This is a genomic window from Marinomonas sp. TI.3.20, assembly GCF_038155025.1.
In the GTDB taxonomy this organism is placed as follows: domain Bacteria; phylum Pseudomonadota; class Gammaproteobacteria; order Pseudomonadales; family Marinomonadaceae; genus Marinomonas; species Marinomonas flavescens.
The window spans coordinates 80,147-104,968 of the sequence record NZ_JBAKAS010000004.1 but is presented as its reverse complement, the minus strand read 5'-3'; the positions used below and the strand labels follow the sequence as shown (position 1 = coordinate 104,968).

The window sequence follows — 24,822 nt, the reverse complement described above, 5'->3', positions numbered from 1 at the left end:
TAAAGGAGAGTGAAGATGAATACCCCTATTTCATTGGGAAATAATTACTTCGTTGCGCCGCAAGTTATCTCTGATGACTTGGTTGAACTAAAAATGCTGGGGTTTGAGCGTATTATTAATAATCGCCCTGATCAGGAAGCAGAAGATCAGCCGTTGTCCGATGATCTAAAAGAAGCCGCTGAAACGTTAGGTTTTGAGTATGTTCATAATCCAGTGGATTTAAAAAAACTTGGCGAGTCGCAAGTTAGTACTCAAGCTACGGCGATTGCCGACGCGAAGAAAACCTTAGCGTTTTGTCGTACTGGTACTCGATCTTCGGTTTTGTGGGTATTAATGAATAACGCACAGGGCCAGAATTACAATGACCTTAAAGCGGACGTGACAGCAAAAGGGTTCGATCTTTCTCGTTGTGAGCCAGCGATGCAGCCATTAATCAAATAAGTTATGAATGGCTAAGTAATACGCAATAGATAAAAAGCCGCTTCATGATCAATGAAGCGGCTTTTTATTGTCTAGACTATGCGTCATGGATAATGACGGTCCAGATGGAAATGACACTGTTTCTGTCTTTAAGTGACTGTCTTTAAGTGACTGCCTTTAAGCGACAGCCGCGCTTTCACTCTGAATGGCTTTTTGGTTTACCGTTGCAAGCAAGGCTTGAATAGAGGCAGACACAATGTCGTTGTCTATCGCTACGCCATTAAAGCGATCACCATTAATATTAACTTGAACATAAGCGATGGCTTGTGAGTCACTGCCTACGGTCAGAGCGTGTTCTTGATACTGAATGATGTCTACGCGCATATTAAAGTGGTTGCCAAGCGCTTCACTGAAAGCAGACAAGGCACCGTTGCCAGAACCGCTGATTTTTACGCTGCCGCTGTCGCTAAGCAATTCAGCACGAACCGTATCTTCCTCTTCTTTAGCAAGGTCATAGCGGCCAAGTTTGTAAGGGCTAGTGCCGGTGACAAAGCTGCTTTCGAACAAGTCTTTCATCGATTCAGCGTTAACAACACCGCCGTCTTTTTCAGCAAATCGCTGTACGATTGGGCTGAATTCTACTTGCAACCAGCGAGGCAAAGCCAAACCGTATTCTTGCTCAAGGGTATAAGCGATGCCGCCTTTACCAGATTGGCTATTTACGCGAATCACTTCTTGATAGCTGCGGCCCACATCACGAGGGTCGATAGGCAAGTAAGCCACATCCCAAGGTTTGTCATCTGTTTGGTTAGCCAAACATTTTTTAATGGCGTCTTGGTGAGAGCCAGAGAAAGCGGTAAATACCAACTCGCCTGCGTAAGGGTGACGCGGGTGTACTTGAAGCAAGGTGCAGGCTTGAACCACGCTTATGATACGGTCCATGTCGCCTAGCGCTAGCTCAGGATCAATGCCTTGGCTGTAGATGTTCATCGCCATGGTGACTATGTCCATGTTACCTGTGCGCTCGCCATTTCCTAGCAAGGTGCCTTCGATGCGGTCTGCGCCGGCCATAACACCAAGTTCAGCGGCGGCCACGCCACAACCACGGTCGTTGTGGGTGTGTAAGCTCACTAGCATGCTGTCGCGTTTTTTAACGTTGCGGCAGAAGTATTCAATTTGGTCAGCGTAGCGATTGGGTGTAGACACTTCGACTGTGGCTGGCAAGTTAATGATAATTTTGTTTTCAGGGGTTGGTTGCCATACTTCAGATACGGCATCGACCACTTCAATTGCATAATCGATTTCTGTACCAGTGAAACTCTCTGGAGAGTACTGGAAGACCCATTCTGTTTCTGGGTGTTTCGCCGCGTGATCTTTGACACACTGAGCGCCGTCAACGGCAATTTTTTTAATGCCAGCCATGTCCATGCGGAACACTTGCTCGCGTTGAGTCGTCGATGTGGAATTGTAAACGTGAACGATGGCTTTTTTAGCGCCTTTCAAAGACTCATAAGTACGCTCAATCAATTCAGGACGTGCTTGAGTCAATACTTGGATGTAAACATCGTCAGGCACTTGTTCTTCTTCAATCAACCAGCGTACAAAATCAAAATCTAATTGTGACGCAGCTGGAAAACCTACTTCAATCTCTTTAAAACCCACATCTACCAGTAAGGCGAAAAATTGTTTCTTTTGTTCCACTGTCATTGGTTCAACCAGTGCTTGGTTGCCATCGCGCAGGTCAACGCTAGACCAAATAGGTGCTTTGGTGATGACTTGGTCAGGCCAAGTGCGGTTTTGGATAGCCACTGGTTTGAATGGCGTGTACTTAGTGTGGTCAAAAGACGTCATGATGTAAGTCCTTGCTGGTTGAAGGGTCGGTAAACCCCAGTGTGTTATACGCATCTATATAGTAGGCGCTTGTTGATGTTTCTATAGTAACGAAAAACCTTGGGTAAAAGATTGCGTTTTTTAATAAAAATCACATATTCTTTGGCATTAAATTGCTAGTATGTGGAAAAAGTGGGTGAAAATGGTGGGTTTATGAAGTTTGACAAGATTGATTTGAGTATATTGAAGGAGATTCAGCAAGATTCTAGTCTTACCAATCAGGAGTTGGCTGATCGAGTGGGGTTGTCTCCTTCGCCTTGTTTACGGCGGGTAAAGGCGTTGGAAGAAAGTGGTATTATTGATCGCAAGGTAACGTTACTTAAGCGCTCAGGCTTGGGTTTGAAGTTGACGGCCTTTTTGCAGATCAGCATGGATCGACACACGCCAGATCGTTTTAGTGTGTTCGAAGAAGAAGTAAATGCTTTTCCTGAAGTACGAAATTGCAACTTGGTGACTGGGCAGAATTGTGACTATTTGCTCGAAGTGGTGGTTGAAGATATGGAGAAATATCATGACTTCTTGTTGGGGAAGCTGACGCGTATTCCTGGTGTGACAGGCGTTCAATCTAGTTTCTTGCTTCGCAGTGTCAAAGATGGCACCTCGCTGCCGTTAGATCATTTAATCTAGTTTTCCTTAGTTCTCGTATTGAAAAGTACTTATAATACACGCATATAACAGCATTATTTATAAAGAGAGTGAGTGTCAATGAATCAGTTAACGGTTAAGCGTCGAGTGAAGATTCCTGTAAGAGCGGGCGACGTAATGGCTGATTTTATTTCTTTTAATGGAGATGAATCAGGCAAAGAGCACATCGGCATTTTCTGTGAAGGAAAAAATACAGCGTTTAAAAATGAGGTTCCTTTGGTGCGTTTGCATTCTGAGTGCTTGACTGGGGACGTGTTTGGTTCAGGGCGCTGTGATTGTGGTGAGCAGTTAGATGAGGCCATTGATCGCATTGATGAAGAAGGCGGTTATATTCTTTATTTGCGTCAAGAAGGTCGTGGTATCGGTTTGTACGCTAAGTTAGAAGCCTATGCTTTGCAAGACCAAGGTTACGATACCTACCAAGCGAATGAAATGTTGCATTTACCAGACGATGATCGCGACTTTGGTGTGGCAGCGGAAATGTTGAAAGCATTGGGTGTGACAAAAATTCGTTTGTTAACGAATAACCCAGACAAGGCAAAGCAGTTGCAAGAGCATGGTATCGAAGTGGCTGAATTGATTCCCACGAAAGTGCATGTCAATCAGCATAACCGCTCTTATTTGCATACTAAAGCCAATCGCAAGCATCACACGCTGACGTTTATTGATGAATAAGACAACGATAAGTGGTTAGTCAGATACAAAAAAAGGGCTTTTTCAAAAGCCCTTTTTTGTGTCCGCTGTTCGACTTATTTAGTTCTAGTTTCCAGCTTTATTTTTCAGTTTTATTTTTTGATTTTAGCTTTCGTTTTTGATTTAGCGATCGCTTTCATGGCCGCTTTACTAGGTGCTTTTTTCTTTCTCGGGCGACTGCTTTGTGAGCGAGCTTTGCTTTTCGCTTCCAAGCCTTCAATGCGGCCAAATTTAATGTTAGCTTGCATGAAGCGTTGAATCTTCTCGATCATAGGTAGGTCGTTGACATCGATTAAAGAGATGCAATCGCCTGGTTCACCTTCTCTAGAAGCACGACCCGCTCTGTGTACATAAGTGTCGGCTTTGCGAGGTAAGCGAAGATTAATAACGGTGTTTATTTCAGGAAGGTCGATACCGCGCGATGCAACATCGGTCGCCACTAATATCTGTAAACGTCCACGAACCATTTGCTTTAAATGCTCGCTACGATCGCCTTGTTTCATTTCGCCGTGTAGGCCATCACACATCAAGCCCATTTTACGAATGCGCTGAACCCAAACATCAACGTGCTCTCTGTTAGAAACAAACACCACGGCTTGTTGGACTCTGTCCAGCGTAAGCAAGTGTTTTAAAATCGCTTCTTTGTGTTCTTCATCATCAACTCGATAAGCAACTTGACGAATTTGATTGGGGACGGAGCGAGCAGATTCACCAAGGCGAAGTTGTTCAGTGCTGTCGTTAAGTAAGGCGCTGGCAAAGCGGCCCATTTTCTCGCCTTCTAAAGTGGCAGAAAACATCAATGTTTGATGCTCTTTAGGCAGCAGTTTTGCTAAGCGAGTAATGGCCGTTGAGAATCCCATGTCTAGCATACGATCGGCTTCATCAATGACGAAATAAGACACATCGCTCAAATCAAGCCAATGTTTCTCATCTAATTCTACTAAGCGTCCTGGAGTGGCAACTAATATGTCGCAGTTTTCGCTTAATTGTTGTTGTTGCATGCCGTAAGGAATGCCGCCAATAATAAGCTGTGACTCGATTCTTGTGTACGCAGTCAATTCAATCACGACATTGTATATTTGGCGAGCAAGTTCTCGGCTTGGCGCGATAATCATCACTTTAGGCGCCGTAGTCGATTGCTCATCCCGATCAAGAATATGCTGGATTGCAGGGGCACAAAAAGCAATGGTTTTCCCTGTTCCTGTTGGGGCTGTTGCTAGTAAATCTGATCCGTCTAAAGCAATAGGGATAGCTTGTTCTTGTATCGGGGTAGGGGTTTCAAACCCCATGTCCATAATGGCACGCTCTATTGTGGCATCAAGATCTAGTTCATCAAATAACATGTACACTCTCTATTGCGGGGGAAAAGGTGCAGCGAGTTAAACCTCTCTCTCTTGCATTACGCTAATGTAGTAGTGTAATGGTCTGCATAACGCATAATAATACCTTGTTTTATGGTGTTTCGAAATCGAAACCTTATTTCATGACGAGTTAAGTTAGACCCGTTCGGTGCTTTGCTCTAAAATGGCGAAATCATAGGAAGAAGATAACCATGCATTTGTCAGATGAGCTGGTAACCACCCAAACCATTAAGTGGGTGAATGATTTTATCGTGGGGCTGAATATTTGCCCTTTTGCAAAGCGTGAAATGGAGCGAGAAAGTGTTCGCTTCGTGGTCGTGCGTTCTAAAAAATCGCAAGTAGCGCTTGAAGAATTGATGTCTGAGGTGCATTGGCTGGATGAGCACCCAGAAACGGAAACAACGATCATTGTGTTTCCGACCTTGTTTAGTGATTTTTACCGTTATTTGGACTTTGTTGATCTAGCGGAAAATATTATGTTCGAGCAAGAATGTGAGGGCGTATATCAATTGGCGACCTTTCATCCAAATTATTGTTTTTCTGGTGCCGAACCAGAAGATGTTTCAAATTACACCAATCGTTCTCCCTATCCTATGTTGCATTTGCTGCGTGAGGCGAGTGTTGAAAAAGCCATAGAATTCTATGGTGATACCGACGCTATTCCAGAGCGCAATATTGATGTGATGGAAGAAATGGGAAAAGAGTCATTGGAAAAAATATTATCCAATAGCATGCAAACACCAGACGTTTAGTTTGGGCTTGTTAGTGATGGGTTATAATGCGTAAAAACTTAATGCCGGAGAATTCATGGCTACACAAATTGGGCGCTTAAATACGTTAAGAGTCGTAAAAGAAAAAGAGTTTGGTGTGTATTTAAATGCCGAAGAATTAGGTGAAATCTTATTGCCTAGACGTTACGTTCCTAAAGGTCTTGAGATAGGTCAAGACGTGGAAGTATTCGTTTACTTAGATTCTGAAGATAAATTAATTGCAACGACAGACCTTCCGAAGGCACAAGTCGGTGAGTTTGCAGGGCTGACGGCCATTGCCGTGAACCAAGTGGGTGCGTTCTTTGACTGGGGGTTGCCAAAAGATTTATTGGTGCCTTTTAGTCAGCAAAAGAACCGAGTGGAAGAAGGTGAGACACATTTACTTTTTATCTACTTAGACAACATCACCAATCGTATTGTTGCAACGACAAGAATAGATACATTGCTCAATCGAGAAGAAGCGCCTTATAAATCAGGTGAGAAAGTCTCGATTATTATCGGTGATAAAACCGATATTGGTTTTAAATGCATTATTGAAAATCGTTTTTGGGGTGTGTTGTTTTTTGAAGATGCGTTTAGGCAGCTTCGTAAAGGCGAAAAAACCACCGGCTTCATCAAACGTATTCGTGAAGATGGCAAGATCGATTTAAGTCTTCAAGAAGTAGGCTACAAGAAAGTTCGTAATATCTTAGATGATATTATGGATTATTTGGACGCCCATGGCGGTGAGTCACCATTGACAGATAAAGCGTCTCCAGAGGCGATTTATGCAGTCTTTAAAGTCAGTAAAGCGACGTACAAAAAAGCCTTAGGCGCACTTTATAAAGACAAGAAAATTCAGCTGACGAAAGAGAAAATCAGTAAGATCTAATGTCTTGACGTGCTTGGTGTTTTTGATGCCAGCCAAAGCGAAAGATTAAGTTATTTTAAAAAAGCTACTAAACCGTGTTTAGTAGCTTTTTTTTGATCTCTTCGCGCTGCTCAGGTTGGGCGACGGCTTGGTGAAGTGCGGCTTGAATGGGTAGGGAGTTATTGCTTTGTTCGATCAAATAGCCTGAGATGAATTCGTTTTCGGTTTGTCTTTTTAGTCGCAAATCTTCGTGCATGGATGAACGGTTGAGACGCGTTAGCTGAGCAACTGTTGAAATGCGATTGATTAGATTATCAGTGGTTAGGTGTTTGCTGTGTTCTAGTAACGAAAAATCAGATTGAGTAAAAAAATCGGCCAGTTCAGCAGTGGCTGTTTTAAAAAGATTTTCGTAGTCGTTGCTTAAAATATCACCATTTTGGATGCCATAAATGGCGGTGATTGGGTTGATAATGGCGTTGATGGCCAGTTTTTCTATCAGTCTTTGGTGGATATTAACCACTTCAAAAGAAGGAATAGGGAAGTGCTTGTTCTCCTTCGAGGCGAGCCACTGTCCGAAATACGTGTCACCAAGTCCTGTGTGTTTGACCTTGTTTGGCGCGATTTTCAGCGCGCCTTCACTGGTGGTGCCAGCCCACAATGTTTGTGTTGGTTTAATAGCCTGCTGTAGTTTTTCTTGAGCGCCAAGACCGTTGCAGAGGCAAGCAATGTCTGCGGTTTCGCTTAGGTGTGGTTCGACAGCATGATAGGCGTCTTGTAAGTCGTAGGCTTTGGTGCAAAAGAGTACTTTATCGTAGTTTTGATTTAGCTTGGATGCTTTGAAACGTTTGATTTTATAGTCAGATAATGTGGGGGTGTCTTCTTCCCCTGCGAGTGAGTCGTCTAGCGTAATTAGGTTGCTGGGGTCTTCGTTTCGATAAACTAAATGGACATTGAAGCCGAGCTTTTTAAGTTTGCAGGTCCAGAGTAGACCAATGGCGCCAGCGCCGACAACGAGCCAAGTTGTGGTTTTCATAATAAGACTTCCATTAGGTATTTTATTTCAATCCCTGTTATTATCGCGCCCAAATCCATTATTGACCATGTAAAGGAGCATAAAAATGCCATCATTTGACGTTGTTTCCGAACTGGATTGGCACGAAGTGACCAATGCCGTTGACCAAGCGAACAGAGAAATCACCACACGGTATGATTTCAAAGGCGTAAAAGCAAGCTATGAAGTAAAAGACAAAAGCTGTGTTGTTATGTCGACAGAAGCAGAAGTTCAGCTTCGTCAGTTGTCTGATATATTGAACCAGAAGCTTGTGGCGCGTGGCATCGATCTAAAAAGTTTAGAAAAAGAAGCCATTGTGAAAGGCAATATGAGGGTGTCGCAAGAAGTCAAAATGAAAGAAGGGCTTGAAACCGACGAAGCCAAACGCATTATTAAACTGATCAAAGACAGTAAGGCAAAAGTGCAGGCGCAAATCCAAGGTGATCAATTGCGTGTGACAGGTAAAAAACGCGATGACCTACAGCAGGTTATGGCGTTGTTGCGTGGTGCGGACCTGAATCAGCCAGTGCAATTTACTAACTTTCGAGATTAGTGATACTTAGCAAGAGCAAAAGACAGCGTTCTTTTCTTTGTGATATGAATGATAAATACCAAGCTCAATCGGCTTGGTATTTTTTTTACTCTGTCTTCATGGCCAGTTTTGTACCAATAATCACCCATCCTTCTTGTTCTAGCTTCTCTTTCTGGCGTAAATAACCGTCTGTGTTCTCTGGGAAGCTGATCTTTCGTTGCGAGTTCACCACCCGGTGCCATGGCAATTTGGTGTCTTTGGGTAAATTTTTCATCATCGCGCCCACTTGTCTAGCGTGATTAGGAAAACCTGCAAGTTTGGCTAGTTCACCATAGGCAATGCATTCGCCGTGAGGTACGCTGTTCAAAATTAAAAAGACTTGTGATTTAAAATGGTCTATTGCTTGATTAGTCACCACTTCGCCCTTAAATACTGAGTTGAACTTATTATAAAGAAGGTAGATATGAGAATTGCGCTTTTATTGTTTATTCTAGTCCCAGTCATTGAGTTAACGCTCTTGATTAAAGTGGGCAGTAGTATTGGTGCTTTGCCTACCATTGGCTTGGTTTTCCTGACTGCTATTCTAGGGGTGACCTTGATACGTAAGCAAGGATTAGAAACGTCAATGAAGGCGCAAGAGAAACTTCGCCGAGGTGAATTGCCAGCATCTGAAGTGGCTGAAGGTATTATGTTGCTGTTTGCTGGCTTGTGTCTTTTAATGCCAGGCTTCATTACCGATTCAATTGGTGCGCTTTTATTGATCCCGCCTGTTCGTAAACTGGTGGCGGCTGGCTTGGTTGTTAACTTTATTGCCTCCATGGTAAAACGCGGTAGTCAATGGAATTTCCAAAGCAGTCAGTTTTCTGAAAAAGAAGGGGATACTTTTGATGGAGAGTATTCTAAAGAGCCAGATGATAATCATGATTTAATTGATAAAAAATAATTGCGGCTAAGGGTTGAAATGCACTTTGTTAGCCGTATATAAGAATTCGAGATAGTTACTTGCCCTATGACGGTGAGTGTAGTCCTGCCAGGGACGTCCTGGCTTTTACTTTGTTTTTAATTGGAGAGATTGATCAATGAATATTCGTCCTTTGCACGATCGTGTCGTTGTTCGACGTAAAGAAGAAGAAACAACAACTGCATCTGGTATTGTTTTACCAGGATCTGCTACAGAAAAGCCTACTCAAGGTGAGGTTTTAGCTGTTGGCACTGGCCGTATTCAATCCAATGGCGATGTGCAAGCATTAGCCGTTAAAGTCGGTGATACTGTGTTGTTTGGCCAGTACTCCGGTCAAACTGTTAAAATCGAAGGTGAAGAACTGCTTATCATGAAAGAAGATGAAGTTTACGGCATTGTTGAAGCCTAACTCGTCCCACAGTTCTATTACTATTCATAACACTTACAACAGTTAAGGTATAAGAAAATGGCAGCTAAAGAAGTTAAATTCGGAGATAGCGCACGTCAGCAAATGCTAAAAGGCGTAAACGTTCTTGCAGATGCAGTAAAAGTAACATTAGGACCTAAAGGTCGTAATGTTGTTATTGAAAAATCTTTCGGCGCACCGCTTGTCACTAAAGACGGCGTGACAGTAGCGAAAGAAATTGAACTAGAAAATAAGTTCGAAAACATGGGCGCTCAAATGGTGAAAGAAGTTGCTTCTCAAGCCAATGATGTCGCTGGTGACGGAACAACAACAGCAACAGTGCTAGCTCAGTCTATCATTGCTGAAGGCCTGCGAGCGGTTGCTGCTGGCCGTAACCCAATGGATCTTAAGCGTGGTATCGATCAAGCTGCTGCCGCCGTTGTTAAAGAAATTGCTGCACTTTCTACACCGTGTAAAGATACTCGTGCGGTAGAGCAAGTCGGTACAATTTCTGCAAACTCTGATTCTTCTGTGGGTAAAATCATTGCTGAAGCAATGGAGCGCGTTGGTAAAGAAGGCGTGATCACTGTAGAAGAAGGTTCTGGTTTTGAAGATGAACTAGCAGTAGTAGAAGGCATGCAGTTTGACCGCGGCTACCTATCTCCTTACTTCATCAACAACCAAGAAACGATGAGTGCGGAACTAGAAAATCCATTCATTCTTTTGGTTGATAAGAAAATTTCTAATATCCGTGATTTGCTACCAATTTTGGAAGGTGTTGCTAAAGCATCACGTCCATTGTTGATCATTGCAGAAGACGTTGAAGGCGAAGCGTTAGCAACTCTTGTTGTGAACACTATGCGCGGTATAGTTAAAGTTGCTGCAGCCAAAGCGCCTGGTTTCGGTGACCGTCGTAAAGCCATGCTTGAAGACATTGCTATCTTGACAGGCTCAACTGTTATTTCTGAAGAGATCGGCATCAAGCTTGAAGAAGCGTCAATCGAACAACTTGGTACGGCTAAGCGTGTTACTTTGACTAAAGAAAGCACAACGATTGTTGATGGTGCGGGTGTTGCTGAAAACATCACAGGCCGTGTTGCTCAAATTCGTTCTGAAATCGCTAACTCTTCATCTGATTACGATAAAGAGAAGCTTCAAGAGCGCGTTGCTAAATTAGCAGGCGGTGTTGCTGTCATCAAAATCGGTGCTGCAACTGAACTTGCAATGAAAGAGAAAAAAGCACGCGTAGATGACGCACTTCATGCAACTCGCGCAGCGGTTGAAGAAGGTGTGGTTGCTGGTGGTGGTGTTGCGCTTGTTCGTGCACTAACAAAAGTAGTTGGCCTTCTAGGTGAGAACGAAGATCAAAACGTTGGTATCGCGCTTGCTTTACGTGCGATGGAAGCGCCAATGCGTCAAATCGTATCCAATGCTGGTGCAGAAGCGTCTGTTGTAGTGGATAAAGTAAAACAAGGCGAAGGTAACTACGGTTACAACGCATCAACAGGCGAATACGGCGACATGCTAGAGATGGGTATTCTTGACCCAGCGAAAGTAACTCGTTCAGCGCTACAAGCAGCGGCCTCTGTTGCTGGTCTTATGATCACCACAGAAGCAATGATTGCTGACGCTCCTCAGGATAGTGCTCCAGCTATGCCTGATATGGGTGGCATGGGCGGAATGGGTGGCATGGGCGGCATGATGTAAATCATCCCCTAAGTCATTGAAATATAAGAAGCCTCGCTAACGCGGGGCTTTTTTTTTGCTTGTGTGATTTGGTTTGTGTGATGAGATTTGATTGGCACAGCGCCGTTGTCCATGTTGCAGCCAGCAGATGGCATCCGATGCAAGATGGGATATTCATCAAGTGGTAGAGCGTCATAAGGGTGGAAGCGACAAACTGGATAACTTGGTGTTGTTACATCATAATTGTCATCGTAAGATGCATGTTTTAAATGCTTGTAAGTAAATGGAGTTTGACTATGTTGGAAAAAATGACACAAGATGAGATCTATGTTTGGGTGATAGAAATGATGAAAAAGCAAAATGGTAAAGCGTTTTCAGTGAGTGAGTCGGCGACCGACTTTCAATTGTACGAGAAAGCTGAGGAGTTTGGTCTTATTCGCATTAATCGTCGCTCAATTGGAGATTTTCCTGTTCATTTTACCAGTGATGCGCTCGATATTTTGCCAGAACTTTAAGTTGCTGGTCTAGCTTGCTAGCCTTATAAAGGCTTGAGCCGTGTGCGGTGAAAATCGCACGCACAGTTCTTAGGGGAGGGAGGCTTAGTAATGAGCTTCTCTTACCCGACATAGATTTTTAACTCTATTACTGAAGCTCTAACCATTTAAACGAAAGCCCGAATAGCGATATTCGGGCTTTTTTTATTTTCTATCATCAAACTTGAATTATGTGCATATCATGCGCATAATGTGATTAATGAATGGTTGGAGTGTTAATGATGAATATTACTTTAGGCAAAGAGTTCGAAAGAAGGATCACAGAGAAAGTATCTGATGGTTTATATACTTCAGCAAGTGAAGTGATCCGTGATGGTTTGAGACTTTTATTTGAGAAAGACGCTGCTAAAAATCAGCAACTTGAAATATTACGAGAAGAAGTCGCTAAAGGATTCGAGCAGCTAGCTGCTGGCGAATCGTCAAAGCACAGTGTAATGGAAATATTTGAACAAGCTTCTCTATCAGTCGCTAGCAAGTCAGCGAGCGATAATACCAATGCCTAGCTATAGGTTATCTCCTTTAGCTGAAGTCGATTTATTCAAAATAATTTCATCAACTATTGAATCTTGGGGAAGTGCACAGGCAAAGGTGTATGCTCAAACTATCGATGCTGCCTTATTGAAGTTAGCTCAATACCCTGATTTTGGTAGAGAAAGAAGCGATGTTTATGACGGCGCTAAAAGCTTTCCCGTAGAGAAGCATATTGTCTTTTATCAAATTAGTGAAAGTGGTATTGATGTTGCCCGTATTCTTCATCAGCGTATGGATCCATCAAAACACTTCTAATCTTACTTTGGTAAGATTTTAATCACATGAAATTAAATTTTTTAATTTAAATTCAACAGGTTAAATCCAGAAGTAAACAACTAGGGATATAAGGTGGGGTATCACAACAGAATCCTATTTAGCTATTACAGATAGTAGAAGCTAAACTGAACGAAGGCCAACTTGAAAATTTTAAAGAGGTGATGAACTCACAGGTTAACAGAGCCTTAACTGAAGAGGGTACGTTAAACTATCAGTACTACATCTCTGATGCTGGTGACATTATGGTCTACGAGCGTTTTAAAGATCTTGAGGCATCTTATATTCATATTGAAAACTGGAATGCACATGCGGAGCGTTGGATTGCAGCGGCTACGCCAACAAGAATGGTTCATTTAGGTAATTTACCGATGGCGCTTAGAGAGAAGCATGCTGCACTTGCCCCACTTTTATTAAAGCCTCTTGGTGGCTTTTCAAAATAAGCTTTAATGATTAATCAATAATGTCGTTGTGTAAAATGTATACACCTAAATCATACGGCGGGCATCGTCCGGAAGGGAGGGGTTGTTGTGGTTTTTCCTTACCCGATAATCACCATCTAAGTTATTGATACAAAAGAAGCCTCGCTAACGCGGGGTTTTTTTGTGCTTATTTTTATGTTTTATTTTCATGCTTTATTTTTATGTTAATGAGAATTATTATCTCTGCAGTAAATGTTAGCTTTAAAAAGGAAACTGTGAGTGTTTGATTTGTCGAATAGTGTGTTGTTGGATCTGATTAAGCATCAGAGGTTTGGGGTGGAATATCAACCTATTGTAGCGATAGATACCAATGAGATAGTAGCCTATGAGGCGTTGTCTCGATTCTATGATGTGGCGGGTAAGGCGATTCGTCCAGATCTTGTCTATGCCTCTTTGCATGACAATCCCTTGTCCTTGTATCAGGTGGAATACGCGCAAAAATGCTTACAATTGAGCAATATGCCTAAAGCACATCAAGTGTTTGTCAATCTGGATCAAGATGCGTTTTACGCGTGCGGGGGTGAGGTGGCAGATAATCCAATTCTTGGTGCTATTCAGCAGGTTGGTAAGGGTCGTGTTGTGGTTGAGTTGATTGAAAACTCTGAGATCAATGATGCCTTGATGAGTTTGTCTATGATTGAGGCCTTTAGTAATTTAGGGATAGGTACGGCGCTAGACGATTTGTGTAATCCTAGGTCCATGTTATCTGTGGCTGTGATGCAGTTGGTGGAGTGGATTAAGCTTGATAAGTATGTTCTTAAAATGCAAGATGATGTGAGCTATATGGTGTTTGTCTCAAAGATTATTGAGTTTGCCCATGTCACCGGTAAGCGAGTTATTTTGGAAGGTGTGGAAACCGCTGAAGATCTGGCTTTTGCTGAGCGGATTGGCGTAGATTACGTGCAAGGCTTCTTTTATCGAGATAACTTTATTTATTTCTAAAGGCTAAAATTGTCGACTAATTAGGCGATTATTCAATTCTGGCATTATAAGACAAACCATTGATTCTAAAGCTATTGATAAATACTCAACCGTGTAAGATACTTAGATTAGAATTTAACGCCATTTTAAAATAAAAGGGACGATTATGCTCAGGAAAACCCTCATTAGTCTGGCCGTTGCTGGTGCATTTTATGTGTCAAACGGCTACGCATTGGAACTGGGCGAGTTAACCTCTCAATCAAACTTAGATGAACCATATCGAGGCAAGATTGAATTGTCGGATTATGGTCAGCTCACGCCAGAAGATATTTTAGTTCGCTTAGGAAGTGAGAGTGAATTCCAGCAGGCTGGCTTCAAACCTGCGACGGACTTATCTCAGCTAAAATTTGATGTGAAACGTGCGAGTAATGGTAAAGACCTTGTCATTGATGTGACCTCGGTTAAAGCGATAAAAGATAAAGAATTACATTTTGTATTGGCTGCTCGTTGGCCTAGTGGGCAAGTGGTTCGTGAGTATCAAACGCCACTGAATCAATCTGCCTTGGTCGATAAGTCGCAAGAAGAACTCGTCCGTTCGACGAAACTTACTTCTGCGCAAACCTCTTCAAGTTCGGTGTTTCGTGGTGCGACGGCATCAGCGGATAAAATGGCTTCGCGCGGTAATATGTTTACGGCGAAAGGCAATACGCTGTGGTCAATTGCGGACAAAAATACCTTATCGAACCGCTTAAATATTTATCAAACTATGATGGCGATTCAGGCATTAAATAAAAATGCTTTTTATTCAAATAACATTAATTTGCTCAAAGAGGGTGTTGTATTACGATTGCCTACTGAGCAGCAAATTGCTCTATTCAATAAGTCCCTTTCTCAAAAAGAATTTAATCGTCAGCACAGTGCGTGGATGGCGCTTAAAAGTGCGGCTGCAAGTCGTTCAAAAATCGCAAGCGCTCAGTTGAACACTCAAGCCAAAGCAAAAGGCGCGGCTACATCGCCGGTCTCCGACTCGGATAAATTAACCTTATCTTCTGGTCAAAGTGCTTTGCCAGAAAATAATGCCAACTCAAATGCAGGTCAAGGGCAGAGTGTTAGCAATCTTAAATCGCAACTTTCTTCCGCTGAAGAGTCATTAGATAAAGAGAAGCGTGAGAAAGAAGATCTTTCAGGCAAGCTTGGCGATTTGAATAAACAACTGGATACGCTGCAAAAACTTATCAGTTTAAAAGATAAGCAAATGGCGGAGCTAGAGAAGCAGTTTGCGAGCGCACAGCAGTCTCTACAAGAACAGAAAAATACGGTTGATCAGCTTCTAGAAGCGGATCAGGCGCGAAGAGCGAAAGAAAAGGCTGAAGCTGATTCTCTTGTGAATAAAATTTTCGGCAATCCTATCATTGTCTCTATTGCTGCGGTCGTCATGCTTTTATTCGGATTTTTAGGTGGGCTGTTGATGCGTCGCCTAGGTAAGAAGAAAGAGATTGAGCCAGTTGCAGATGAATTTGATTTGGCGGCTCCTGCGGCGCTTTCCGGAGCGGCGGCGGCTGTTGCCATTAATAATGATGATGAATCCGAAGAAAACTCTTTAAAAGACCCTTTTGACTTTCCTGTTGATGATGCAGTGGGTGATAAAGCTGAATCTATGAATAAAGTAACAGATTCATTGGATTTAGATGAAGAAGAGTTTGATTTCGCTGAAGACTTGTCTATCCCTGAAGAGACGTCACCACAAGATGATGGTGTTGAGGATGATGAATTAGAAGATCCTTTTGCGTCTTTAGACGTGGAAATGGATGAGTTGTCGGATGAAAATGATATTGAAGATTTGGATGACAGTTTTGAAAGTCTTGAGTCAGAATTAGAAGCTGTTCCTGAAGATGAAGTGGATGTTCCAACGGTAGAGCCTGAAATGGATGCCACAGAAACTGAAACGATCCAGGCCGATACTGCCATACAAGACGTGGATGAACCTAGTGAAGAAGAGAGCTTTGTTTCAAGTCTGCTAAATGATGATGAGCAGGATGATCTTGATGAGTCTGCTTTGTTCGATAAAACGCCAAACGAATCTTTAGCGTCCACTATCGAAGAAACATTAGCAGAAGCGCAGCATGATATGACGGATATTGAAGTACCTTCATTTGGTGTAGAAGAAGCAGCAGAGGGTGCTGAGGTTGACGATGACGAAGAAGAGTTTGATTTCTTCGATGCCAGCGGAGATGAGGTGGCAACTAAACTTGATCTTGCTCGTGCCTATATGGATATGGGTGACGATGAGGGTGCGCGTGTTATACTTGAAGATGTTGTATCCACGGGCAATGAAAAACAAATTGCCGACGCAAAAAGTATGATGGAGCGGATGTTCCCAAGTGACTAGAAAAGTTGTCCTGTTAGTAGAATATAATGGTTCAGCCTATAAAGGCTGGCAAGCACAAAAATACGATGTACCCACTGTTCAGGAGAATTTAGAAAAAGCACTGAGTGTGATTGCAAACCACAAAGTGAGCGTTATTTGCGCAGGTCGAACAGACTCTGGTGTTCATGCCAGTTCGCAAGTGGTTCATTTTGAAACAGATGAGGAGCGCAGTGAGCGCTCTTGGACGTTAGGCACGAATACGCATCTGCCTTCTGATATTGCGGTGGTCGCAGCTCGGTACGTTGATGATGATTTTCATGCTAGATTTAGTGCGCTTAGTCGTCGCTATCGCTACGTCATTTATCCTACGGCTCTGCGTCCTGCTATCTTGTCTTCGGGTCTTACATGGACTTACAAGTCGCTAGATGTTGGCGCAATGGCGCAAGCCGCAGAGTGCTTTCTGGGAACTCATGATTTTACGTCCTTTCGTGCCATTGGTTGCCAAGCCAATACGCCCACGAGAACCATTTTGAATTTTTCAGTTCAACAATTGGGTCAGTACATTGTGCTTGATGTGCGTGCCAATGCGTTTTTGCATCATATGATTCGCAATTTTGCGGGTGTATTGATGACCATTGGAGCGGGTGAGAAGCCCATTTCTTGGGCGAAACAAGTATTAGATGCTAAAGATCGCACTCAAGGTGGTATCACAGCACCGCCAACAGGTTTGTATTTTGTTGATGCTGAATACCCTGATCATTTCAATGTCCCTTCGCGACCATTAGGTCCGCATTTTTTACCTTATGTAGAAGAGCCAGAGTATGCCTTGTCGCGTTAAAATCTGTGGAATTACTAACCTTGAGGACGCGCTTACCGCTTGCGAATATGGTGCGGATGCTCTGGGTTTCGTTTTTTATAAAAAAAGCCCTCGTTATATCGATCCTGAAGTAGCCAATGGTATCCTTGCTAAATTGCCTCCCTTTGTTGTGCCAATAGCGCTTTTTGTGGATGCTCAAAGTGATGAAATTAACGAAGTAATCTCAGGTCATTCTCGTTGGATGATTCAATTTCATGGAAATGAATCAGAAAAAGAGTGTTTATCTTATAATCGTCCCTATATAAAGGCATTAAGGGTTAAAGAGGGCGATGATTTGTTAGCGGCAACGCAAACGTATTTGTCGGCCAATGCCATTTTATTAGACGCCTATAAAGCGGGAGTACCGGGTGGTACGGGGGAAGTGTTTAATTGGACTTTGATTCCAAACAACTTACCTTTGCCGGTTATTTTGGCGGGTGGCTTAACACCTGAAAATATTGCCCATGCGGTTGAGCAAGTTGCTCCTTATGCGGTGGATGTTAGCGGTGGTGTTGAGGCGTCCAAAGGCTTAAAGAACAAGGTAAAAGTAAAACAATTTATTAGTGGAGCAAAACGTGAGCAATAAAGATATAGATCAAACCTTGCCGGATGAGCATGGTCGTTTTGGTCAGTATGGTGGAGTCTTCGTTTCTGAAACGTTAATGTCTGCACTTGATGATTTAACAAAAATGTACGAAGAGTTGTCTCAGGATGCTGCATTTCAAGCCGCGTTTGATAAGGATTTAGCCCATTATGTTGGTCGTCCTTCTCCATTGTATTTTGCTGAGCGATTAACTGAAAAAGCCGGTGGCGCTAAGATTTACCTTAAGCGTGAAGATTTGAACCATACGGGCGCGCACAAAATCAACAACACCATTGGCCAAGCCTTATTGGCGAAGCACATGGGTAAGCCTAATATTATTGCTGAAACCGGCGCCGGACAGCACGGTGTGGCTTCTGCCACTGTAGCGGCTCGTCTTGGGTTGAATTGTAAGGTGTTCATGGGGGCGGAAGATATTCGTCGTCAGAAGCTGAACGTTTATCGTATGAAGCTATTGGGCGCTGAAGTGATTTCGGTTGAGTCTGGTACCAAAACACTGAAAGATGCGCTCAATGAAGCAATGCGTTATTGGGTGAGTAATGTAGACGATACTTTCTACATTATCGGCACCGCAGCGGGCCCTCATCCGTACCCTAAATTAGTACGAGATTTTCAGTCCGTGATTGGTCGTGAAGCTAAAATACAGTGCATGGAGCAGGAAGGTCGATTGCCTGATGCTTTGGTTGCCTGTGTTGGTGGTGGTTCTAACGCGATTGGACTGTTCCATCCATTCATTGGTGATGACGGTGTGGCTATGTATGGCGTAGAAGCCGGTGGTGATGGCATAGAAACAGGTCGTCATGCGGCGCCATTGTCAGCAGGTCGTCCTGGTGTGCTTCATGGTAATCGTACTTATGTGATGGCAGACGATGATGGTCAAATTATCGGTACGCACTCTATTTCTGCAGGTTTGGATTACCCAGGTGTGGGTCCAGAGCATGCGTGGTTAAAAGACATTGGTCGTGCGAATTATGTTGCGATCAATGACGATGAGGCGATGGATGGCTTTCATGATCTGACACGCCTAGAAGGTATTATGCCGGCGCTAGAATCAAGCCATGCGGTGGCTTATGGTATGAAATTAGCGGCGACAATGGAAAAAGACAAGATTGTTGTGATCAACCTGTCAGGTCGAGGTGATAAAGATATTATGACGGTTGCTGAATTGGATGGGATTACAGTATGAGCCGAATCAAACAGTGTTTCGCGGATCTAGCTAAAACAGGTAAAAAAGCATTAATTCCTTATATTACCGCAGGTGATCCAACGCCAGAACATACGGTTACCATGATGAATGGTTTGGTTGATGCTGGCGCTGATGTGATTGAAATTGGTATGCCGTTTTCTGATCCTATGGCAGATGGTCCGGTTATTCAGTTAGCCTGTGAGCGTAGTTTAGCGGCTGGCACCAGTGTGCGAAAGGTATTGGCTATTATTGCTGAATTTCGTAAACAAAACTCTCATACGCCAGTGGTCTTGATGGGCTATTTGAACCCAATTGAGTTCTTTGGTTATCAAGCTTTTGCAAATTCTGCGAAAGAAGCGGGTGTAGACGGCATTTTATTAGTCGATCTGACTCCAGAAGAGGCGACAGATGTAGTAGAATGCTTCCGCCAAAACGAGATTGACCTGATTTATTTGTTAGCGCCGACAACAACACCGGCTAGAGCTAAGAAAATTTGTGATCTGGCTTCCGGTTATGTGTATTACGTATCGGTAAAAGGTGTCACTGGTACGGCTGAACTGGATGTGGATAGTGTTCAAAAACACGTCGATTCATTGCGTGAAATTACATCGCTTCCAATTGGTGTGGGTTTCGGTATTCGCGATGCGAAAACAGCCTCCGCTGTCAGTAAGTGTGCTGATGGTGTTATTGTTGGTAGTGTTTTGGTAAATGCCATTGCTGAAAATAAAGATCAGCCAAAAGAATATATCGCTGACGCTTTGCAAGCCATTCTAGCGCCTATGCGCACAGAAATGGATGCTTAAGCGGCAGCTGTAAACAGAGATATGGAGAGTTAAATGAGTAGCTGGTTAGACAAATTTGTACCGTCGCTTGTACGTAGCGAATCAAAACGCGGATTAGGTTCTGTTCCTGAAGGCCTTTGGAAAAAATGCCCTAAGTGTGACAATGTTCTTTACCGTCCTGAATTAGAGAAAAATTTAGACGTTTGTCCAAAATGTAGTCACCATTTACGAGTCAGTGCTCGTCGTCGTTTGGATATTTTCTTGGATAAAGAAGGGCGTTTTGAAATCGGTGCTCACCTTGAGCCTGAAGACAAGCTCAAGTTCAAAGACACCAAACGCTATAAAGATCGTATTACGGCTGCGCAAAAAGCAACAGGCGAAAAAGATGCGTTGGTTGCAATGGAAGGTGTTCTAAATGGCATGCCCGTTGTTGCTGTGGCATTTGAATTTAGCTTCATGGGCGGCTCTATGGGCGCTATCGTTGGCGAACGTTTTATTCAGGCTGTCAATGTCTGTCTTGAAAAACGCATCCCATTGATTTGCTTCTCAGCCAGTGGCGGCGCTCGTATGCAAGAAGCTTTAATTTCCTTGATGCAAATGGCCAAAACCAGTGCGGGTCTTGAACGTCTAAAACAAGAAGGCATTCCATACATTTCTGTTATGACAGATCCTGTGTTTGGTGGTGTTTCCGCTTCTCTTGCTATGCTAGGCGACCTAAATGTTGCTGAGCCAAATGCCTTGATTGGTTTTGCTGGTCCTCGTGTTATCGAGCAAACAGTGCGTGAGAAACTGCCTGCAGGTTTCCAGCGTAGCGAGTTTTTGCTAGAGAAAGGAGCGCTTGATATGATTATCGGACGTGAAGAAATGCGCGATCGCTTATTCAATATCTTGTCATTGTTGACTAACAGAGCAGCCTAAATAAATGACGCCAACGTCGTTAGATAGTTGGCTTTCGTACATCGAAAGCCAACACCCCTCCGAGATCGAATTAGGTCTCGAACGAGGAAGTTCAGTCTTAGAAAAATTAAACATTTCGAGACCGAAAGGCAAAATTATTACGGTCGCTGGGACGAATGGTAAAGGGTCAACCTGTGCTATGTTGACCCAGTATCTGTATTCCCAAGGCCATTCGGTTGGCACGTATACTTCTCCCCATTTTATTGATTTCAATGAGCGTATCGCCATTAATGATACTGCTTGTGACGATTTAATCATTTGTCAGGCGTTTAGCGCGATTGAAGCCGCTCGTGGCGATACGCCATTAACCTATTTTGAATTCAGCACTTTGGCTGCGTTGTGGATTTTTTCACAAGCAGACCTAGATTACTGGGTGTTAGAAGTGGGTTTGGGTGGTCGTTTGGATTCGGTCAATATGGTCGATACCGATGTGGCTGTCGTGACTTCCATTGCGCTTGATCATACGGATTGGCTGGGCGATTCCATTGAGGTGATTGCTCGTGAGAAAACAGGGATTGCGCGTAAAGATAAACTGCTGATTAGTGGTGTCGTAAATCCTCCTCGTAGTCTGGCTCAGACTGCTGTGATGATAGGTGCAGACTTACGTCAGAAAGGGGAAGACTTTTCTTACCAAATCAATGGGGATCAATGGTCTTGGACGGGTAACAATCAGGTCTTTGCTAATTTACCACGACCTAATTTGCCCTTGGAGAACGCAGCAACCGTGGTCGCTGTGTTGAGCTATATGGGGTTTGATCTTGAGCTACTTGATCTGCAAGCATTATTTCAGACTGCTGAATTAACGGGGCGTTTTCAAAAAGTAAATGAAAGTCCTTTAATTTACATTGATGTCGCTCACAACCCGGAAGCGGCTGGTGAATTGGCGAAACGAGTGTCACAGCTTGGTGTTAAGCCCATTGCTGTGTGTGGCATGCTAAAAGATAAAGACATTAATAGTGTTATGACAACGCTTTGTGATCAGTTTTCTTCTTGGTATTTAGCTGACTTAGGTGGCCCTCGAGGGGCAAAAGCACAAGAGCTAGGTCAAGTCTTGGCGCGGTTGCATGATATTGTTGCGAATGAGTATTCGAGCATTGCTGAGGCTTTTGAGGTTGCTGCTTGTCGCGCATTAGAAGAAAATCGCCCGATTATTGTTTTTGGTTCTTTTGTTACTGTGACTGACTATCTTGCTCATATCAAACATAAGGAAGCACAATGTTAGATAAAAAGATGACTTATAGATTGATTGGGGCAGGGATTATGATTGTGGCAGCAGCGATTATTTTGCCACAAATTCTAGATGGTGAACGTCCTCCTGAGCTCGATATTCAAGTGGCAGTCAGTAAACCTCCCATCTTTCCTGATGTGAAAATTGCACCGGCGCAGTCATTAGATGCACTACCTGATTCAGGTAAAAGTGATGTGGCCGCTATTTCATCGGATAACACGGTTGCGAAATCGGCTCAAGATATAAGTCTTGTGCCAGCGACTAAAAATGACAACGTTGCACCAGCACCAGCACCAGCACCAGCACCAGCACCAGCAGTGAAAGTGGTGCAAAAAAGTGTTCCAAAAGTCAAATTAAAACCTGCTGCTACGCCCTCTGGTCGTTGGACTGTTCAGATCGCCAGTTTCTCAAAAGAAGATAATGCAAAAAGACTGGTTGATAAGCTAAAAAAAGCAAATTACTCAGCGTATAGCGTCACTACAAATTCATTATTTAAAGTGTTTGTTGGCCCTGAATTAGACCGAGATACCTCTGAAAAAGTCCAAAGCAATATCCAGAAGAAATTTTCCCTAAAAGGGATTGTTGTGAGATTTTCTGAAAATTAATACGAGTTTTGTTTTTCGGTATTTGGATTATCTATACCTTCTGTTAAACTTCGGCGCGCTTTTAATAGGGTCATTATGGACACTGTAAATTCAATTTCAACGTTAGACTGGCTTATCATTGCCGTCGTTCTTATTTCCACTTTGTTAAGTCTAAAGAGGGGATTTGTAAAAGAAGTTTTATCGCTAGTCACTTGGGTTGTCTCATTTGTTGTTGCGGTTAAGTTTTCTGACAATATGCAGGCTTTATTGGTCGATCAGGTTCAAAGTGACCAGATTCGCTATATCGTTTCTTTTGTCTCTTTATTCGTTGCGAGTCTCGTGGTGTGTGCATTAGCGAGTTATTTGATTGGCTCTTTGATACAAGTAACTGGCCTTTCTAGTACTGACAGGGTATTAGGAATGGTATTTGGTTTTGCACGAGGCGGTTTAGTGGTTGTGGCTTTTGTTTCATTATTGAGTTTGAGCCCAGCAATAGAAAAAACAGAACTTTGGAAGTCATCACAATTGATTCCTCAGTTAGTACTTTTGAAAGACTGGACACGAGATATGTTAGGCAAGAGTTCGGACATGATAAGTCCGTCTCTCATAGATCGTGCTCTTGGAAATTAGTTGCTTATAAAGCAGCAAAAAATGAAGAACCTTTATTGTGTTTATAAACACAATTTCCCCAACACGAGGATCTAGAACATGTGTGGTATCGTTGGTGTCGTTGGCACGTCCCTGGTCAACCAAGCTATTTTTGATGCGTTAACTCTGCTTCAACATCGCGGACAAGATGCAGCAGGAATGGTAACAAGCCATAATGGTCGTTTGTGCTTACGCAAAGACAATGGTCCGGTTAGTGAAGTATTTCGTACGCGTCACATGAAAAAGCTTCAGGGTAATATCGGCATTGGGCATGCTCGTTACCCAACCGCGGGTACTTCTAGCTCAGCAGAAGCGCAGCCTTTTTATGTTAACTCTCCTTACGGTATTTCTCTTGCCCACAATGGCAATTTAACAAACACGAAGAAGCTGAAACAAGAGGTGTTTGAATCTGATCTTCGTCATGTAAATACAACGTCTGATTCAGAAGTGTTGTTGAACGTACTGGCTCATGAGCTTCATACGGAAGGGAAACTTATCCCAACGCCAGAAGATATTTTCAATGCGCTAGAGCGTGTTTATAAGCGAATTGAAGGGGGTTATGCGGTTGTGGCGCTGATTACTGGTTACGGTATCTTAGCGTTTCGTGATCCAGATGGTATTCGCCCTTTGATCTACGGCTCTAAACAAACTGAGACCGGTATTGAATACATGGTGGCGTCAGAAAGCGTGGCGCTCGATGCAGGTGGCTTTAAAATAGAACGTGACATTCAGCCAGGTGAGGCCATCTTCTTTGATGTGCACCACAATGTTCATGTTCGTCAGTGCACGCCAAAAAAAGTCGCACGTCCTTGTTTGTTTGAGTATGTGTATTTTGCTCGCCCAGATTCTGTACTCGACAGTATTTCAGTGTATAAAGCCCGTATGAATATGGGCGATCGTTTAGCGGAGAAAATTCGCCGTGAATGGAAAGATCACGACATAGACGTGGTCATTCCGATTCCAGATACCAGTCGTACGGCTGCATTGCAAATAGCCCAAACGTTGAATATTCCGTTCCGTGAAGGTCTGGTGAAAAACCGTTATATCGGTCGAACTTTTATTATGCCAGGGCAGGAAATACGCAAAAAGTCTGTTCGTCAAAAATTGAATCCTGTTCCTTTTGAATTCAAAGACAAAACGGTTCTGTTGGTTGATGATTCCATCGTTCGTGGTACCACGAGTAAAGAAATTATTGAAATGGCACGTGAAGCGGGTGCGAAGAAAGTGTACATCGCCTCTGCCGCGCCAGAAGTTCGTCATCCTAATGTGTATGGTATTGATATGCCTGCGGTGACTGAACTGATAGCCAATGATCGCAATGTTGATGAGATTTGTGAATTAATCGGTGCTGACAAATTGATTTTCCAAGATTTGGACGATTTGATTGCAGCTTGTGTTGACGAAAAGCACTCTGATGTTCGTGAATTTGATACTTCAGTATTTGATGGTAAGTACATTACTGGAGACATCACTGAGTCTTATCTTCAAGGTCTTGAAAGCGCTCGTAATGATTCTAAGAAATCATCCGTCGAGACAGCTTCTAGTAATGACATGATGTACCCTATGTAAAAATAGCTCGCTATTGT

The 24,822-nt window shown here is 43.1% G+C and carries 29 protein-coding genes; 25 read left to right on the top strand and 4 right to left on the bottom strand.

All coding sequences use genetic code 11. The annotated features are described in order from the left end of the window. The first annotated feature begins 15 nt into the window (after positions 1-15). A complete protein-coding gene (locus V6259_RS06255; protein WP_341583769.1) occupies positions 16-441 on the top strand; it encodes a TIGR01244 family sulfur transferase in 426 nt (141 codons plus the stop codon). 156 nt (positions 442-597) lie between these two features. Here V6259_RS06255 and leuA read toward each other — a convergent pair whose 3' ends face one another. After that, the gene (gene leuA / locus V6259_RS06250) at positions 598-2,271 is read right to left on the bottom strand and encodes a 2-isopropylmalate synthase (protein WP_341583768.1); all 1,674 of its coding nucleotides are present in this window, start codon (positions 2,269-2,271) and stop codon (positions 598-600) included. Positions 2,272-2,463: 192 nt separating this feature from the next. On the opposite strand from leuA, the gene V6259_RS06245 reads away from it, so the two are divergent. Together V6259_RS06245 and ribA are read left to right on the top strand one after the other, a co-directional pair. Beyond that, positions 2,464-2,937, top strand: a complete 474-nt coding sequence (locus V6259_RS06245) for an Lrp/AsnC family transcriptional regulator (RefSeq protein WP_341583767.1) — start codon at positions 2,464-2,466, stop codon at positions 2,935-2,937. Positions 2,938-3,015: 78 nt separating this feature from the next. Beyond that, the gene (gene ribA, locus V6259_RS06240) at positions 3,016-3,630 is read left to right on the top strand and encodes a GTP cyclohydrolase II (protein WP_133011370.1); all 615 of its coding nucleotides are present in this window, start codon (positions 3,016-3,018) and stop codon (positions 3,628-3,630) included. A gap of 110 nt (positions 3,631-3,740) precedes the next feature. Here ribA and V6259_RS06235 read toward each other — a convergent pair whose 3' ends face one another. Further along, positions 3,741-4,991 (bottom strand): DEAD/DEAH box helicase, encoded by a 1,251-nt coding sequence (locus tag V6259_RS06235; protein WP_341583766.1) that lies wholly within the window; start codon positions 4,989-4,991, stop codon positions 3,741-3,743. Between the two features lie 209 nt (positions 4,992-5,200). Between V6259_RS06235 and V6259_RS06230 the strand changes: the two genes are divergently transcribed. Together V6259_RS06230 and V6259_RS06225 are read left to right on the top strand one after the other, a co-directional pair. Beyond that, the gene (locus V6259_RS06230; protein WP_341583765.1) at positions 5,201-5,761 is read left to right on the top strand and encodes a DUF1415 domain-containing protein; all 561 of its coding nucleotides are present in this window, start codon (positions 5,201-5,203) and stop codon (positions 5,759-5,761) included. Positions 5,762-5,816: 55 nt separating this feature from the next. Continuing rightward, entirely contained in the window at positions 5,817-6,650 is an 834-nt protein-coding gene (locus tag V6259_RS06225; protein ID WP_341583764.1) for a CvfB family protein, read from the top strand. Positions 6,651-6,717: 67 nt separating this feature from the next. Here V6259_RS06225 and V6259_RS06220 read toward each other — a convergent pair whose 3' ends face one another. Beyond that, complete coding sequence (locus tag V6259_RS06220; protein WP_341583763.1) at positions 6,718-7,662, bottom strand: ketopantoate reductase family protein; 945 nt, start codon at positions 7,660-7,662, stop codon at positions 6,718-6,720. A gap of 85 nt (positions 7,663-7,747) precedes the next feature. On the opposite strand from V6259_RS06220, the gene V6259_RS06215 reads away from it, so the two are divergent. Further along, positions 7,748-8,233 carry a YajQ family cyclic di-GMP-binding protein gene (locus V6259_RS06215; RefSeq protein WP_341583762.1) on the top strand — a complete coding sequence of 162 codons (486 nt, stop codon included), beginning with the start codon at positions 7,748-7,750 and terminating at the stop codon, positions 8,231-8,233. Between the two features lie 85 nt (positions 8,234-8,318). On the opposite strand, the gene V6259_RS06210 is transcribed toward V6259_RS06215, so the two are convergent. After that, a complete protein-coding gene (locus V6259_RS06210) occupies positions 8,319-8,627 on the bottom strand; it encodes an MGMT family protein (RefSeq protein ID WP_341583761.1) in 309 nt (102 codons plus the stop codon). 48 nt (positions 8,628-8,675) lie between these two features. On the opposite strand from V6259_RS06210, the gene V6259_RS06205 reads away from it, so the two are divergent. The 19 genes from V6259_RS06205 (at position 8,676) to purF (ending at position 24,805) form a co-directional block, all read left to right on the top strand. Beyond that, a complete protein-coding gene (locus V6259_RS06205) occupies positions 8,676-9,155 on the top strand; it encodes an FxsA family protein (RefSeq protein WP_133011376.1) in 480 nt (159 codons plus the stop codon). 136 nt (positions 9,156-9,291) lie between these two features. Beyond that, a complete protein-coding gene (locus V6259_RS06200; protein WP_133011377.1) occupies positions 9,292-9,582 on the top strand; it encodes a co-chaperone GroES in 291 nt (96 codons plus the stop codon). A gap of 57 nt (positions 9,583-9,639) precedes the next feature. After that, complete coding sequence (groL, locus tag V6259_RS06195; protein WP_341583760.1) at positions 9,640-11,286, top strand: chaperonin GroEL; 1,647 nt, start codon at positions 9,640-9,642, stop codon at positions 11,284-11,286. Between the two features lie 91 nt (positions 11,287-11,377). Continuing rightward, positions 11,378-11,548 (top strand): HNH endonuclease, encoded by a 171-nt coding sequence (locus V6259_RS06190; RefSeq protein WP_341583759.1) that lies wholly within the window; start codon positions 11,378-11,380, stop codon positions 11,546-11,548. 13 nt (positions 11,549-11,561) lie between these two features. Further along, complete coding sequence (locus tag V6259_RS06185) at positions 11,562-11,780, top strand: hypothetical protein (protein WP_341583758.1); 219 nt, start codon at positions 11,562-11,564, stop codon at positions 11,778-11,780. 257 nt (positions 11,781-12,037) lie between these two features. Beyond that, entirely contained in the window at positions 12,038-12,322 is a 285-nt protein-coding gene (locus V6259_RS06180) for a type II toxin-antitoxin system ParD family antitoxin (RefSeq protein ID WP_341583757.1), read from the top strand. After that, the gene (locus tag V6259_RS06175) at positions 12,315-12,605 is read left to right on the top strand and encodes a type II toxin-antitoxin system RelE/ParE family toxin (RefSeq protein ID WP_341583756.1); all 291 of its coding nucleotides are present in this window, start codon (positions 12,315-12,317) and stop codon (positions 12,603-12,605) included. The genes V6259_RS06180 and V6259_RS06175 overlap by 8 nt, the downstream gene beginning before the upstream one ends. Before the next feature lie 131 nt (positions 12,606-12,736). Beyond that, a complete protein-coding gene (locus V6259_RS06170) occupies positions 12,737-13,066 on the top strand; it encodes a putative quinol monooxygenase (RefSeq protein ID WP_341583917.1) in 330 nt (109 codons plus the stop codon). A 258-nt stretch (positions 13,067-13,324) separates the two neighbouring features. After that, a complete protein-coding gene (locus V6259_RS06165) occupies positions 13,325-14,047 on the top strand; it encodes an EAL domain-containing protein (protein WP_341583755.1) in 723 nt (240 codons plus the stop codon). A gap of 145 nt (positions 14,048-14,192) precedes the next feature. Next, on the top strand, positions 14,193-16,415 hold the full coding sequence (locus V6259_RS06160; RefSeq protein ID WP_341583754.1) for a FimV/HubP family polar landmark protein: 2,223 nt from the start codon (positions 14,193-14,195) through the stop codon (positions 16,413-16,415). After that, complete coding sequence (gene truA, locus V6259_RS06155; protein WP_341583753.1) at positions 16,408-17,232, top strand: tRNA pseudouridine(38-40) synthase TruA; 825 nt, start codon at positions 16,408-16,410, stop codon at positions 17,230-17,232. Before V6259_RS06160 ends, truA begins: the two co-directional genes overlap by 8 nt. Then, on the top strand, positions 17,216-17,836 hold the full coding sequence (locus V6259_RS06150) for a phosphoribosylanthranilate isomerase (protein ID WP_133011399.1): 621 nt from the start codon (positions 17,216-17,218) through the stop codon (positions 17,834-17,836). Before truA ends, V6259_RS06150 begins: the two co-directional genes overlap by 17 nt. Next, positions 17,826-19,037 carry a tryptophan synthase subunit beta gene (trpB, locus tag V6259_RS06145; protein WP_341583752.1) on the top strand — a complete coding sequence of 404 codons (1,212 nt, stop codon included), beginning with the start codon at positions 17,826-17,828 and terminating at the stop codon, positions 19,035-19,037. Before V6259_RS06150 ends, trpB begins: the two co-directional genes overlap by 11 nt. Further along, entirely contained in the window at positions 19,034-19,840 is an 807-nt protein-coding gene (trpA, locus tag V6259_RS06140; RefSeq protein ID WP_341583751.1) for a tryptophan synthase subunit alpha, read from the top strand. The genes trpB and trpA overlap by 4 nt, the downstream gene beginning before the upstream one ends. A gap of 33 nt (positions 19,841-19,873) precedes the next feature. Further along, on the top strand, positions 19,874-20,737 hold the full coding sequence (gene accD, locus V6259_RS06135) for an acetyl-CoA carboxylase, carboxyltransferase subunit beta (protein WP_133011402.1): 864 nt from the start codon (positions 19,874-19,876) through the stop codon (positions 20,735-20,737). 4 nt (positions 20,738-20,741) lie between these two features. Beyond that, a complete protein-coding gene (gene folC, locus V6259_RS06130; protein ID WP_341583750.1) occupies positions 20,742-21,998 on the top strand; it encodes a bifunctional tetrahydrofolate synthase/dihydrofolate synthase in 1,257 nt (418 codons plus the stop codon). Next, on the top strand, positions 21,992-22,609 hold the full coding sequence (locus V6259_RS06125; RefSeq protein WP_341583749.1) for an SPOR domain-containing protein: 618 nt from the start codon (positions 21,992-21,994) through the stop codon (positions 22,607-22,609). The genes folC and V6259_RS06125 overlap by 7 nt, the downstream gene beginning before the upstream one ends. A 75-nt stretch (positions 22,610-22,684) precedes the next feature. Then, a complete protein-coding gene (locus tag V6259_RS06120; protein ID WP_133011405.1) occupies positions 22,685-23,218 on the top strand; it encodes a CvpA family protein in 534 nt (177 codons plus the stop codon). A gap of 78 nt (positions 23,219-23,296) precedes the next feature. Continuing rightward, positions 23,297-24,805 carry an amidophosphoribosyltransferase gene (gene purF / locus V6259_RS06115; RefSeq protein WP_133011406.1) on the top strand — a complete coding sequence of 503 codons (1,509 nt, stop codon included), beginning with the start codon at positions 23,297-23,299 and terminating at the stop codon, positions 24,803-24,805. Positions 24,806-24,822: the final 17 nt, after the last annotated feature.